The 13,864-nt window shown below is 56.5% G+C and carries 15 protein-coding genes; all 15 read right to left on the reverse strand.

The window, feature by feature from the left end:
• Window position 1 precedes the first annotated feature (1 nt).
• The 15 genes from recO to NIZ92_RS13580 all read right to left on the reverse strand — a co-directional run bounded on the left by recO (window position 2) and on the right by NIZ92_RS13580 (window position 13,840).
• Window positions 2-592: a DNA repair protein RecO gene (gene recO, locus NIZ92_RS13510; RefSeq protein ID WP_026483095.1), complete on the reverse strand. Its 591-nt coding sequence runs from the start codon at window positions 590-592 to the stop codon at window positions 2-4.
• Window positions 585-1,475: a GTPase Era gene (gene era / locus NIZ92_RS13515; protein WP_009456562.1), complete on the reverse strand. Its 891-nt coding sequence runs from the start codon at window positions 1,473-1,475 to the stop codon at window positions 585-587. The genes recO and era overlap by 8 nt, the downstream gene beginning before the upstream one ends.
• Window positions 1,472-2,230, reverse strand: coding sequence for a ribonuclease III (gene rnc / locus NIZ92_RS13520; protein WP_009456563.1), 759 nt, complete (start codon window positions 2,228-2,230; stop codon window positions 1,472-1,474). The genes era and rnc overlap by 4 nt, the downstream gene beginning before the upstream one ends.
• Window positions 2,230-3,114: a signal peptidase I gene (lepB, locus tag NIZ92_RS13525; RefSeq protein WP_009456564.1), complete on the reverse strand. Its 885-nt coding sequence runs from the start codon at window positions 3,112-3,114 to the stop codon at window positions 2,230-2,232. The genes rnc and lepB overlap by 1 nt, the downstream gene beginning before the upstream one ends.
• A 64-nt stretch (window positions 3,115-3,178) precedes the next feature.
• Entirely contained in the window at window positions 3,179-4,972 is a 1,794-nt protein-coding gene (lepA, locus tag NIZ92_RS13530; protein WP_026483097.1) for a translation elongation factor 4, read from the reverse strand.
• A 243-nt stretch (window positions 4,973-5,215) separates the two neighbouring features.
• Window positions 5,216-6,724: a DegQ family serine endoprotease gene (locus tag NIZ92_RS13535; RefSeq protein ID WP_203145617.1), complete on the reverse strand. Its 1,509-nt coding sequence runs from the start codon at window positions 6,722-6,724 to the stop codon at window positions 5,216-5,218.
• Window positions 6,725-6,748: 24 nt separating this feature from the next.
• Window positions 6,749-7,774 (reverse strand): MucB/RseB C-terminal domain-containing protein, encoded by a 1,026-nt coding sequence (locus NIZ92_RS13540; RefSeq protein ID WP_226349220.1) that lies wholly within the window; start codon window positions 7,772-7,774, stop codon window positions 6,749-6,751.
• Window positions 7,771-8,268: a sigma-E factor negative regulatory protein gene (locus tag NIZ92_RS13545; RefSeq protein ID WP_009456577.1), complete on the reverse strand. Its 498-nt coding sequence runs from the start codon at window positions 8,266-8,268 to the stop codon at window positions 7,771-7,773. Before NIZ92_RS13545 ends, NIZ92_RS13540 begins: the two co-directional genes overlap by 4 nt.
• Before the next feature lie 6 nt (window positions 8,269-8,274).
• Window positions 8,275-8,877: an RNA polymerase sigma factor RpoE gene (rpoE, locus tag NIZ92_RS13550; RefSeq protein WP_009456579.1), complete on the reverse strand. Its 603-nt coding sequence runs from the start codon at window positions 8,875-8,877 to the stop codon at window positions 8,275-8,277.
• On the reverse strand, window positions 8,877-9,062 hold the full coding sequence (locus NIZ92_RS13555) for a hypothetical protein (protein ID WP_254002103.1): 186 nt from the start codon (window positions 9,060-9,062) through the stop codon (window positions 8,877-8,879). Before NIZ92_RS13555 ends, rpoE begins: the two co-directional genes overlap by 1 nt.
• A gap of 274 nt (window positions 9,063-9,336) precedes the next feature.
• On the reverse strand, window positions 9,337-10,569 hold the full coding sequence (gene fabF, locus NIZ92_RS13560; protein ID WP_021446869.1) for a beta-ketoacyl-ACP synthase II: 1,233 nt from the start codon (window positions 10,567-10,569) through the stop codon (window positions 9,337-9,339).
• Between the two features lie 140 nt (window positions 10,570-10,709).
• A complete protein-coding gene (acpP, locus tag NIZ92_RS13565) occupies window positions 10,710-10,949 on the reverse strand; it encodes an acyl carrier protein (protein WP_003800961.1) in 240 nt (79 codons plus the stop codon).
• Between the two features lie 184 nt (window positions 10,950-11,133).
• Complete coding sequence (fabG, locus tag NIZ92_RS13570; RefSeq protein ID WP_247966611.1) at window positions 11,134-11,877, reverse strand: 3-oxoacyl-ACP reductase FabG; 744 nt, start codon at window positions 11,875-11,877, stop codon at window positions 11,134-11,136.
• Window positions 11,878-12,816 carry an ACP S-malonyltransferase gene (gene fabD, locus NIZ92_RS13575; RefSeq protein ID WP_021446871.1) on the reverse strand — a complete coding sequence of 313 codons (939 nt, stop codon included), beginning with the start codon at window positions 12,814-12,816 and terminating at the stop codon, window positions 11,878-11,880.
• Window positions 12,817-12,862: 46 nt separating this feature from the next.
• Window positions 12,863-13,840 carry a beta-ketoacyl-ACP synthase III gene (locus NIZ92_RS13580; RefSeq protein ID WP_009456588.1) on the reverse strand — a complete coding sequence of 326 codons (978 nt, stop codon included), beginning with the start codon at window positions 13,838-13,840 and terminating at the stop codon, window positions 12,863-12,865.
• Window positions 13,841-13,864: the final 24 nt, after the last annotated feature.

Raw genomic sequence — 13,864 nt, forward strand, 5'->3', positions numbered from 1 at the left:
ATCAATAGCGTTGCAGCTGCATAAGAACGGAGCGGGTATGCAAGGGACGACCCAGCAAGCTGTTCAGGCGTTCACGCAAGCGTATGCGCAACTCAGGCTCACCAACAGGATCGTCGAAGTCTGGCGTGGCTTCATCAAAGCCATACCCGGTTTCGGTCAGCAGCACCCACTCAAAGCGCCGCAAGGCCCCCGCCACGGGTGGACGAGGTATCTGGGCCAAGTGCACCAGAGCCTCTTCGTAGGCATCGAACAAAACAGGATGTGGGTCTTCACGCGGCAACAAACGAATCAACAATTCGTTCATGTACCAGGCCGACATCAGAGCACGACCTTTCAAGGGGCGAATCCCGGCGCAGTCCGCCCGTGTCAGCGTTTTGACTTCATTTTTGCCCGACCAGGCCAATAACAAAGGCTGAAACACAGACAAAGCAGGCCGCAAAATGGAATGCGGCCTCTTGGCGCCTTTCGCGACCAGGGGCACCAGCCCGTGGTTACGCGTAAAGGCATGACAGATCAGGGACGTTTCACGCCAGGCACTGGTGTGCAGGATATAGCCCGCTTCGTCCTGAAAGCGATGACGGGGATTACTCATACCCCAGGTCGCGCAGGACCGCTTCACGATCGGACCAGCCCTTGCGCACCTTGATATACACATCCAGGAACACGGGCTTGTCGATCAGCTTGGCAATATCTTGGCGAGCTTCCGTAGCAATGCGCTTCATGTGCATGCCACCCGCTCCCAACAGAATCGGACGGTGGCTTTCACGTTCTACGACCACGCAGGCCGAAATACGCGCGCCCTGCTCGTTCTCGTCCCATTGTTCGATAACCACGGTACACCCGTACGGCAGCTCGTCACCCACCAGGCGGAAGATCTTCTCGCGCAGCAGCTCCGAGGTAATGAAGCGCACCGAGCGGTCGGTAATGGTGTCCGCGTCAAACATGGCCTCGCCCTCAGGCAGGCGGGAGGCGATCTCGTTCAGCAAAGGGTCCAGTTGCAGGCGCTTGGCAGCACTGACCGGAATCACGGCACCATAGTCGAATTCCTGGGACAGGCGGGCGATATAGGGCAGCAAGTCATTCTTGCTTTTCAAGGCATCAACCTTGTTGATGACCAGAATGGTCTTGCCGCCTTTAGGCAGCATAGGCAGCAGCTCGGCGTCCGAAGCGGACCACTTCCCGGCTTCGACCACGTGCACTACTACGTCCACGTCGGCCAGGGCCTGGGTCACGACGCGGTTCATCATGCGGTTCATGGCCCCGCCGTGCTTGGTCTGAAAACCGGGGGTGTCCACAAACACCATTTGATCGTGATCACGCGTCAGCACACTGTTGATGCGGTGACGCGTGGTCTGCGCCTTGCGCGACACGATCGAAATCTTGCTGCCGATCAGGGCATTAGCCAGCGTGGACTTGCCGACATTCGGTCGTCCAACAATAGCCACGAAGCCGCAGCGAAAAGGGGTCTCTGTCATTCTGTTTCCTGCGACACTGCCACGGGCAATGTCAATTGTGAGGGGCGACGATGGCGACTGGCGCGCGTCGTCTTGGCTGGAAATTCAGCTTCTAAAATAGCAATGGCCTGCGTCGCGGCGGCTTGTTCAGCAGCGCGACGGCTGCTGCCACTGGCACGAACATGGATGTTGAGCTTGGCGATCGTGCATTCGATATCGAAGAGCTGATCGTGGGCTGCGCCATGGGTGGCCACCACGGTATACACCGGCAAATCCAGCTTGCGACCTTGCAGCAGCTCCTGCAGCAAGGTCTTGGGATCTTTCCCCAAGGTTTTGGGGTCCACATCTACCAGCATGGGCTCATAGAGCTGGGTGATGACGGTTTGGGCTTGCGTAAAGCCCGCGTCCAGAAAGACAGCGCCAAAAATGGCTTCCAGCGCGTCTGCCAGAATGGAGGGACGACGGAAACCACCGCTTTTCAGCTCCCCTTCCCCCAGACGCAAATAATCCGACAAACCCAGACGGGTAGCGATTTCCGCCAGAGCGGCCTGTTTGACCAGATTCGCTCGCAGGCGGGACAGATCGCCTTCATCAATGCGTTGGAAACGGTCGAACAACAAGGCCGCAACCGTGAAGTTCAAGACCGAATCCCCCAGGAACTCCAGCCGCTCGTTATGGCGAGCGCTGTGGCTACGATGGGTCAAGGCCTGCTCAAGCAGGCCTGTGTCTTTGAAGGAGTAGCCGATAGCGGCTTCAAGCAAAGCAAGACGTTTCATTAATGGAAGCGACCTATACGGCTAAGTTCGCGGAAATTCATCCAGATAAAGAAGGCGCGTCCCACAATATTCTCATCGGGCACAAAGCCCCAATAACGACTGTCCAGACTATTGTCGCGATTGTCTCCCATGACGAAGTAATTACCTTCGGGCACCACACAAGAGATACCGTTGGAGAAATACTCACAGGAGTCGCGGTTGGGGAACGCCACGATAGGCATCAAACCCTGAGGCTGAGTCTTGTTCAGCAAGATGTTGTGCTGCACTTTGCCCAGCTCTTCCAGATAGCGCCCAATGTAAGCGGAGCGATCCGGTTCGTAGTAATCGCCACTGCGCACTTGGGTAATGACTTGACCATTCACGGACAATACCTTGTCGCGGTACTCCACGCGGTCACCCGGCACACCAACCACACGCTTGATGTAATCCACAGTGGTATCAACGGGGTAACGGAACACAATCACATCGCCACGCTCGGGATGACCCAAAGGCACAACCTTGGTACCACTGACGGGCAGGCGAATGCCGTACTCGTATTTGTTCACCAGAATCAAATCGCCATTTTTCAGCGTGGGCAACATGGAGCCCGACGGAATGCGAAAAGGCTCGATGATAAAAGAGCGCAATACAAACACGAACAGAATGACTGGGAAAAAACTGACGCCATACTCAATCCACCACGGCATGCGGTTGGCCTGGTCATAAGCGTCCTGGCGCAGTTGCTGCAAGTGCTCGGGGTCTTGAGCTGCCGTTTCCGGTACCGCCTGCATCGCGGCCTGCGCACGCGCCAGACGGCGCGAGCGCAGGGAAAAACGATCCAAAAACCAGATTGCGCCGGTCAGTATCAGCAGTACAAACAAAATCAGAGCGAAATCCCAGCTCATCGGTTTCCTTTAAAGAAATTAAAGCAGTCCTGGCTGTGGTCGGCTTGAGCTGCCGACCAGAGCATTACTTATCCTCGACCTGCAAAATTGCCAAAAAGGCTTCCTGCGGAATTTCCACGTTCCCAACTTGCTTCATCCGCTTCTTACCGGCTTTTTGCTTCTCAAGCAGCTTTTTCTTACGAGAAATATCGCCGCCATAACACTTGGCCAGCACGTTCTTGCGCAATGCCTTGACGTTTTCGCGAGAAATAACTTCGGCGCCAATGGCAGCCTGAATCGCAATATCAAACATCTGCCGCGGAATCAGAGAGCGCATCTTGGCAACCACTTCGCGTCCACGGTAACGGGCGTTGCTACGGTGCACAATCATGGACAGGGCATCAACCCGGTCGCCGTTGATCAGGATATCCACCTTGACCACATCGGCCGAACGGTATTCCTTGAACTCGTAGTCCATGGAAGCGTAGCCGCGCGATACCGATTTGAGTCGGTCAAAGAAGTCCAGCACGATCTCGGCCAGAGGCATCTCATAGACCAGGTTCACCTGACGGCCATGATAGGTCATATTTAACTGCAAACCGCGCTTGGCTGTACACAGGGTCATGACCGGGCCCACGTATTCCTGCGGCATTAGCAGCGAAACCACAACAATAGGCTCGCGCACGTCTTCGATATGGGACACCTCCGGCATGCGGGAGGGACTTTCAATCATCAGGACTTCGCCGTCACGACGTTCGACCTCGTACACCACCGACGGCGCAGTGGTGATGATGTCCATGTCAAATTCACGTTCCAGACGCTCCTGGACGATTTCCATGTGCAGCAGGCCCAGGAAGCCGCAACGGAAACCGAAGCCCAGCGCCTGAGACACTTCGGGCTCAAACATCAGGGAGGAATCGTTCAGCTTGAGCTTTTCCAGGGAATCGCGCAGTTGATCGTACTCGCTGCTCTCCACCGGGTACAAACCGGCAAACACCTGAGGCTTCACTTCCTTGAAGCCCGGCAAGGCTTTTTCAGCCGGTTTGCCGGCCAGAGTGATGGTGTCACCCACCTTGGCGTGTTCCAGCTCTTTAATACCGGCAATGATGAAACCCACCTCGCCTGCAGACAGATGAGGACGGTTTTCAGACTTGGGGGTAAAGACACCGATATGCTCGACCAGGTGCGTCGCACGGGTGGCCATCAGCAGAATTTTTTCCTTAGGCTTGAGCACACCGTTGACGATGCGCACCAGCATGACCACGCCCACGTAATTGTCAAACCAGGAGTCAATGATCAGGGCTTGCAAGGGAGCGGTCGGATCACCCACTGGCGGGGGAACACGCGCCACGATGGTTTCCAGGATCTCGTCGATACCCAGGCCGGTTTTCGCACTGGCGGCAATTGCGTCACTGGCATCAATGCCAATCACGTCTTCCACCTCCTGGCGAGCGGCATCCGGGTCAGCCGAGGGCAAGTCCATTTTGTTGAGCACTGGAATCACTTCCACGCCCTGATCCAAAGCGGTATAGCAGTTGGCTACAGTCTGCGCTTCCACACCTTGGGAAGCGTCCACAACCAGCAAGGCACCTTCACAGGCCGACAAGGAGCGGCTGACTTCATAGGAGAAGTCAACGTGGCCGGGGGTGTCGATCAGGTTCAGGTTGTATACCTTGCCATCCTGAGCCTTGTAGTGCAAAGCGGCGGTCTGGGCCTTAATCGTGATGCCACGCTCTTTCTCGATGTCCATCGAATCCAGAACCTGGGTCGACATCTCGCGGTCGGCCAGGCCACCACAGCGTTGGATCAGGCGGTCAGCCAAGGTCGATTTGCCATGATCGATGTGGGCAATAATAGAGAAATTGCGGATGTGATCCATAAACCCGTTAATAAACAAAGAAAATGTTGAGGCGCAATGCCAGAGAGACGGCACAAGAAAGGGGCGCCCATGACGCCCCTTTTCAGTCCACGCGCCGAAAACGCAAGACCCGTCCTGTCAGACGGGCGCACGTGGAGCCAGTATCCATTCGGGGCAAACTGCCCCCGCGAATAGCGGCGGAAAAACTCCGGCCCCTGGCCGGAGTTCATCAATGACTACCATTTTAGCCGTTTTACAGAATTTTTATTTCGATGGCGTAATCAAAACCCATTGCGACTGGCCCGCACGCAAAACCAGCAAGGCTGCTGCTTTGGATTTATCCAAGGAAGCCACCATTTTAGCGTATTGATCCGGCGTCCCTACGTCTTTATCGTTGACACGCAAAATAAGGTCACCAGGCTGCAGACCGGCTTCGCTGGCAGGGGCCGTGGCCTCTGTTACCTGAACCGCACTTTCCACGCCCAAACGCTTCAAATCAGCGGCGGGAACTGCCGTCACTTTCAAGCCAAAGGCATCGGCCGTGCTGGCAGCAGGATTGTCTTTCTCGTCCTTGGCGGCAGCAGTTGGGCTACTGGAAGGCATTTCTTCGACATCAATCTTGATGGTCTGCAACTTGCCCTTGCGCCAGATTTCCAGCGTGGAACTTTGACCTGGCTTGGTACCACCCACAATACGGGGCAGGTCTGTCATTTGATCAATGGTGCGACCGTTGAACTTCAGGATCACGTCGCCAGACTGGATACCGGCCTTGGCGGCAGGACCGCCCTCTTCCACGCTGCTGACCAAGGCACCCTTGCTGTCTTTCAGACCCAATGCGGTAGCGACATCATCGGCCACCGGAGTGATCTGTACACCAATACGGCCGCGAGTCACCTTGCCGTCAGACTTGAGCTGCTCGACCACATTCATGGCTTCGTCGATAGGAATGGCCAGGGAAATACCCATGAAGCCACCGCTACGCGAAATGATCTGGGAGTTCACACCCACTACTTCGCCATTCAGATTGATCAGCGGCCCCCCGGAGTTACCGGGGTTCACAGCCACGTCGGTCTGAATGAAAGGCAGGTAATCGCCGGTTTCACGGTTGATAGCGCTGACAATCCCGGAGGTCACGGTGGATTCCAGACCGAAGGGCGAACCGATAGCCAGAACCCACTGCCCTTTCTTGAGCTGTTTGGAGTCCCCTATCACCATGGGCTTCAGGTCTTTGGCTTCGATCTTGATCAGGGCCACGTCGGTGCGCTCGTCAGTCCCGATGATCTTGGCTGGATATTCCTTGCCATTGCTTAGCGTGACGAAAATGCCGTTGGAGTCGGCCACCACATGGTTATTGGTCAGGATGTAGCCATCAGCAGAGATGATGAAACCCGAACCCACACCACGCGGCACAGTGCGCTCTTGAGGCTGCTGGCCTTCATTGCCACCGCCACGTGGGCGCTGAGGCGCCATGCCTGGCGGCATGAAATCGGGCCCAAAGAACCAGCGGAACATATCGTAAGGATCCGAACCCGGACCCATGGCGGGGGAGCGCACCCGGACGGCCTCGGTGGTACGGATATTGACTACTCCATCCTCGGTCTTGGCAACAACGCCAGTAAAGTCAGGCAGCCCCAGCGTCGTGCTCTGGACTTGCTCGGTTGTCGTGACAGGCTGAGCCTGCGCGTGGGCCATAGGCGCACCCGCCGCCAGCATCACGGCCACCGTCAAGGCCGAGAGAACAGGAATACGCATTTTTTGACTCGATTTTTCCATTCAAATACTCCTGGTGGACGATAGTCAATGTGTCCGGGATAGAGGGGTGAACTGGGTACCTTCCAGCAAGGCGCGCAAGGTCTGTACAGGTACGGCACCCGTGCTGGTCAAAACATAATCATTAATGCGACTGCGGTACATATTCATGGAGCCACGGTGAAAGGCCCCCAGGCTGTTTTCTTCTGCTTCGGGGGTGCCTACCTTCTCCAGAAACACGGATATGGCAGCCAGACCGTCAGACAGCATCAAATGGGTAACCTGACGCCCCGCACGCATGGGTCGGAGCATTTCAGACCGCAAGGTAAAACCGGCAGGCATGGCCAGATGCCAACCCAGCTCGTTCAAATCTATTTTTCGTACTTCGGGTTCGACCACTTCCCACTTGCTGGGGTTCCAACTGGTACGCAGCTCCTGCAAATCCACCTGCTCGCCAAAGGCAACAGAGGCAAAAGCGATCTGATCCACTACCGCTTGTTGTGGGTCCAGAGTCTGCATTTTCAATAGCAAATGATGATCGGTATCGGCACACACGCGGTAGCCGTAACGCTGATCATCCTTGGGAACCAGCTCGATCAGGTCGCAAGGGCGACCGGCCACACGCTCGCGCGATGGCAAGCGGCGCATATCGTAAAAATTGGGTAATTGGCTGACATCACCGACCAGAAAACTGGGAAAGCGCTCGTTTTCACGACGCTCGATCACCACCATTTTCTTTTCGGGAATCAGGCATTGGGTGACTTCGTTCTGACGCAGAAACTCACGCGGCTCGCCGTCCAGAATTTCCAGACGCTCGCGCTCGCCGGTGCCGTCAATAATGTGGACCAGTTTCATGGACTGGCTGGCCTGATCCTGGGTGTAAATAATGACCCCGGAGTAATCCAGGTCACGCGCCGCTTTATGGACTTTCTGCAACCAGGGCAGATCCAGGGGCTCCAGCCCGCTGGCATCCTGAGCCAGTACAGGTGTGCACAGCACCGCCAGAGAAAGGGCAAACAAGCCCTTATAGAGACGCGCCAGGCCCATCTGCGACGGCATACGTACAGACCTCATTGACCCAGGGCTCCACTTTCAAAGGAAACATGGCGTACCGGACCGGTACCAACAAAGTCGCGGTGCAAATCCGCGTAATCATTCCAGAGCTGATCATCCTGGGCGCTGGCCACCAGTGTGCCTGGCACGGAGTTCACCCCCATATACGGCAGACCCACCCACAAGGCGGCAGCCACGGCAGCCACCACGGCCAGGCCGCTGACACCATAGCGCTGCACCAGGGGCCGTTTCATGGCATTCGGGGCGAGCACGGTAGGCTCCTCGTCAATTGCTTTGGACAGACGCGCGTAAAAGCGATCCGACGTACGGATCGCCAGCGCATCGGTACGCATGACGTCACCAATCAAATGGTAGGTATCCCAGACTTGACGCCCGTAGGGGGAGTCCAGTTCCTCGGGGCGTATTTCAGCCTCGCCATCCACCCAGGAAGACACGGCGGCCTCCCAGGCATTGAGTTGATCATCATCGGAATGGGATTTCAGGGCTTGCATCATCAATCCTTACCACCGTCGTTCACTATCTTCACCATCGAGTATGGGACGCAATTGCGCAGCAATGGCGTCACGGGCTCGAAAGATGCGTGAGCGTACAGTTCCTATAGGGCAGTCCATGGTCTGAGCAATATCTTCGTAGCTCATACCTTCTATTTCACGTAGCACGATAGCCGTCCGCAACTCTTCGGGCAGTGCCTGGATCGCTGTATTTACCGTTTCAGCAATCTGGCGACTGACCATCATGGATTCTGGCGTGCTTATATCGCTTAGGTTGTCGATTCGGTCAAAAGTTTCACCTTCTTCAGTTTCGACGTTCTGCAAAGTATTGGGACGTCGGGCGGCCGAGGCCTGCCAGTTACGGGCCGTGTTGATCGCAATGCGGTACAGCCAGGTGTAAAAAGCACTCTCGCCCCGGAACTGGGGAAGAGCTCGGTACGCTTTGATGAAGGTTTCCTGAGCCACGTCCTCGACTTCAGACGGGTCACGTACCATGCGGCTGAGCAGACGCATGATCTTGCGCTGGTACTTCAGTACCAGCAGGTCAAAGGCTCGCTTATCCCCACGCTGAACACGTGCAACTAGTTCGGCATCGGTATCGCGTTCACTCATTAAGAATCCTTATTCTGAGCACGGACCTGATGAGACAGTCGGTTGGCACATAGAGACAAGGCCCACCAGTCCTGCTGCGACTGGGCGCGGCGCCATACGGTCACGGTACGGCAAGCCTTGATGCAATCACGGCGCAAACGCAAGGTCATGAACCAGGCACAACGCCAGATCTGCTCTATTTGCACGGACTCCTTTGCTGCCCCCTCGCACTGCAAGGAGTATAGCCCTGCACGATGCGCTAGTGTAGCGCGCTCATCCCATGCCCCACGACTGCGAGCATACAAAAAATAAGCCCACAAAGCACCTGCCAATATTGCCAGGCCCCAGGGCCATTGCCAGCTAGACATTGTCCAGGCCAGGGCTGCTGCAAGCAAGGCACAGACAAAAGCGCCCAGTCGGCGCACCGGAGCCGGAGCTCCGATCGACCAGGACTGGGCGTTACGAGTGGGGCAGTCTAACTTAGCGAAGACGACGAACCACCATCGAACCGTTAGTGCCGCCAAACCCGAAAGAGTTGGACAGAGCGACATCAATCTTCATGTCACGCGCCTGGTTGGCGCAGTAATCCAGGTCGCAGGCAGGGTCCTGGTTGAAGATGTTGATGGTTGGAGGCGAGATCTGGTTATACACCGCCAAGGTGGTGAACACCGCTTCAATACCACCGGCCGCACCCAGCAGGTGACCCGTCATGGACTTGGTGGAGTTGACCACCAGCTTGTAAGCGTGATCGCCAAAAGCCAGTTTCAATGCTTCGGACTCGTTCACGTCGCCCAGTGGCGTAGAGGTACCGTGTGCGTTGACGTACTGAACTTCGTCAGCGTTGATGCCACCGTTACGCAAGGCATTCATCACGCCACGACGCGGACCGTCACGGTCAGGCGAAGTAATGTGGTGAGCGTCAGAGCTCATGCCGTAGCCGGAGAACTCGCCGTAAATGCGTGCGCCACGTTTCTTGGCATGTTCGTACTCTTCCAGCACCAGCACACCAGCGCCCTCACCCAGTACGAAGCCGTCACGGTCCATGTCCCAAGGACGCGAGGCTGTTTCAGGATCGTCGTTACGGGTGGACAGAGCACGCATGGCGGCAAAACCGCCAATGCCCAGAGGGGACACGGTGGATTCGGCACCGCCGGCAATCATCACATCAGCGTCGCCATACTCGATCAAGCGAGCAGCGTCACCAATGGAGTGCAGACCGGTTGTACATGCCGACACAACAGCGTAGCTAGGACCTTTCAGGCCCAGGCCGATGGACAGCTGTCCCGACACCAGGTTGACCAGGGAGCCAGGCACAAAGAACGGGGAAATCCGACGTGGGCCCCGTTCCAGATAATCTTTTTGGGTTTCTTCAATGCGGGGCAAACCACCAATCCCCGAACCGACGATAACGCCCACACGCTCAGCATTGATGCTGTTGATATCCAGACCGCAATCCTTCCAGGCCTGCATACCTGCCACCACGCCGTAATGGATAAAGGTATCCATCTGCTTGGCTTCTTTGGACGAAATGTATGGTGTTAAATCAAAATCCTTGACCTCACCCGCTATCTGGGCTGTTAGGGCCGAAGGATCGAAACGGGTAATACGCCCGATGCCCGAACGCCCATTGACGATGTTATCCCACGCGGTAGGAATATCGTTGCCGACCGGGGAAACAATACCCAGCCCGGTAATCACGACACGTCGTTTCACGGATGACTCCTAAACACAAAAAAAGCGGTTTAAAGGGAATAACTGCGTCTTGCAAGCTAAAGCCGCCGGGCACAGGCTACTCTCTGGAAACCGCTCTGGAGCGAGGGCGTGCACAATGCCGCCCACCCTCTTAATTGAACTTACTGCTTGCTGTGAGAATTGATGTAGTCCACAGCTTGCTGGACCGTCGTGATTTTCTCAGCTTCTTCGTCTGGTATTTCGGTTTCGAATTCGTCTTCGAGCGCCATCACGAGCTCGACCATGTCGAGCGAGTCGGCACCGAGGTCGTCGAGAAAAGAAGATTCGTTTTTGATCTCGGCTTCGTTAACGCCAAGTTGTTCAGCGACGATCTTCTTGACGCGCTGTTCGATGCTTTCCATGCAGATTCTCCAAGTTGGGAAAAATTCCCGCAAATTATAGCCAATCCATACTGCTAAGAGGGATAAGCTATGACAAAAAACGGCGTTCTTGTATGAGGCCCAACGTTATTCTTACAACGCCGGCTCAAGCAATAGGCCCCAAATAATCCCGCAATTTTACCTCAGCCGGGCGCGATGCCAAGCCTTACATGTGCATACCACCATTCACATGGATGGTGCTGCCCGTAATATATTGCGCTTGCGACCCGGCCAGGAAGGCTACCGCATTAGCGATATCTTCAGCAGCACCCAGTCGTCCCAGGGGGATTTGCGACAAAATTGCCGCCGACTGCTCAGGGGTCAGAGAGCGTGTCATGTCCGTATCAATAAAGCCCGGAGCGACACAATTAACTGTAATGTTACGGCTACCGAGCTCGCGCGCCAAGGCACGGCTCATGCCGGCGACACCGGCTTTGGCAGCTGCGTAGTTGGCTTGACCGGGGTTACCGCTCTCGCCCACCACCGAAGTGATGCTGATGATACGGCCCCAGCGGGCTTTCATCATGGGGCGGATAACGGCACGCGACAGGCGGAACACGGCACTTAGATTGGTCTGGATAACGGCGTCCCAGTCTTCATCTTTCAAGCGCATGGCCAGATTGTCACGCGTAATACCGGCATTATTAACCAGAATGTGCGGGCCACCGTCTTCTTTGCTCAAAGCCGAAATCAGCGCTTCGCAAGCAGCCGGGTCGTCCACGTTCAAAACATGGCCGTAGCTGCCATTCTGATCCAGCACAGCGGAAATCGCCTGTGCGCCGGACTCGGAAGTAGCAGTACCAACCACCTTGGCACCACGTACCATCAATTCTTTAGCAATCGCCTGACCGATACCGCGCGATGCGCCGGTTACCAGGGCAGTCTTGCCGCTTAGATCCAATTCTTGCATTTATGCTCCCTCCAAGGCTTCCAAAGTGGCCTGCAAGGACGCAGGGTCGCTGATCGACAAGGCGACCAGATCACGGTCAATACGCTTGACCAGCCCCGTCAGCACTTTGCCTGGACCACACTCGACCACGTGGGTGACTCCTTGAGCCTTCATGGCCTGGATAGTCTCAACCCAGCGCACGGGATGCCAGGCCTGACGGACCAGCGCATCTTTAATCTGTTCGGGGTCGGTAGGCGCGGCTACGTCCACGTTATTGATCACGGAAATAGCAGGCGTTTGCACTTGAACCGAGGCCAGAGCCTGGGCCAGCACAGCAGCTGCCGGTTCCAACAGACTGGAGTGGAAAGGAGCCGATACAGGCAGCACCAAGGCACGCTTGGCACCGGCTTCTTTAGCCAGCGCACATGCACGATCTACCGCTTCCACATTCCCGGCTATCACAACCTGAGCAGGCGCATTGTAGTTAACAGCCTGAACAATCTGCTGTCCCTCAGAGGCACGAGCACACACATCGCGCACTTGATCGTCATCCAGACCCAGCACGGCAGCCATGGTACCGACACCCACAGGTACGGCAGCTTGCATGGCATCGGCACGGATGCGAACCAGCGGAACTGCTTGTTCCAGGCTCAGAGCACCGGCAGCAGTCAGGGCCGAGTATTCACCCAGGCTATGACCGGCCATCACGGCAGGGGCGGGGCCACCGGCCTGAATCCAGGCCTGGTACATGGCCACGGCGCTAGCCAGCATGACAGGTTGAGTATTGGTAGTCAGGTTCAGAGCCTCGGCAGGCCCTTGTGCCATCAACTGAGCCAGGTCCTGGCCCAGCGACTGGCTGGCTTGTGCAATGGCTTGCTGTACGACAGCAGACTCGGCCCAGGCATCGAGCATGCCTACGGACTGCGAGCCTTGTCCTGGAAAGACAAACGCAATTTTCATGGTAGAAAAACCCAAAGAGATGAGGCGGTAATCCGGATCGCGCTACTTAGCAGCGGACCAGCACCGAACCCCAGGTAAAGCCGCCACCCACGCCTTGCAACAGCGCCAGATCACCGGCACGGATACGACCATCCCGGCGAGCGGCATTCAGGGCCAAAGGCACACTGGCTGCCGAGGTGTTGGCATGTTGATCAACCGTGATAACCACCTTCTCGGAGGGGATACCCAGCTTACGACCTAGAAAATTGATGATACGAACGTTGGCCTGGTGCGGCACCAGCCAATCGATATCGGCCAGAGAGACGCCAGCCTGTTCGCAGACTTGATTGGCCGAAGCGGCCAGAGAAGTGACAGCCAGCTTGAACACAGCCTGACCATCCATACGCAGGAAGGGATCGCCCACTACCTGACCGTGCGAGACATTGCCGGCCGCGCACAAAATACCCATTTGACTGCCATCCGCATTGAGCTGGGCAGCCAGAACACCGGGCTCATCGCTGGCTTGCAGAACCACAGCGCCCGCACCGTCGCCAAACAGGACGCAGGTAGAGCGGTCGTTCCAGTCCAGGATGCTGGAGAATACTTCGGCACCGATGACCAGCGCATTGCGCGCACGGCCGGCCTTGATCATGGCGTCGGCAGTCGTCAGTGCATAGACAAAGCCGCTGCACACCGCTTGTACGTCGTACGCGGCAGCGCCCTTGTTGCCCAATTCGGCCTGCACCAGACATGCAGTGCTGGGGAAAACGTAATCGGGAGTGGAAGTAGCCACCACAATCAGGTCCAGATCCTGGGCAGCAATGCCTGCATCTTCCAGCGCCTGACGCGCGGCCTGGGTTGCCAAGTGGCTGGTACGGACACCGGGATCGGCAAGATGACGCTGGTGAATACCGGTGCGCTCGACAATCCACTGATCGGAGGTTTCGATACCCTTTTGAGCCAGCTCCACCGCTAGATCATCGTTAGACACAATCCGAGGAGGCAGGTAGCCGCCTGTACCGATAATCTTGGCAAATATCGTCATTTTATGTTCCCGATCAAGCCCGTT

This window comes from Alcaligenes sp. 1735tsa3, from assembly GCF_024134565.1.
In the GTDB taxonomy this organism is placed as follows: domain Bacteria; phylum Pseudomonadota; class Gammaproteobacteria; order Burkholderiales; family Burkholderiaceae_B; genus Alcaligenes; species Alcaligenes phenolicus.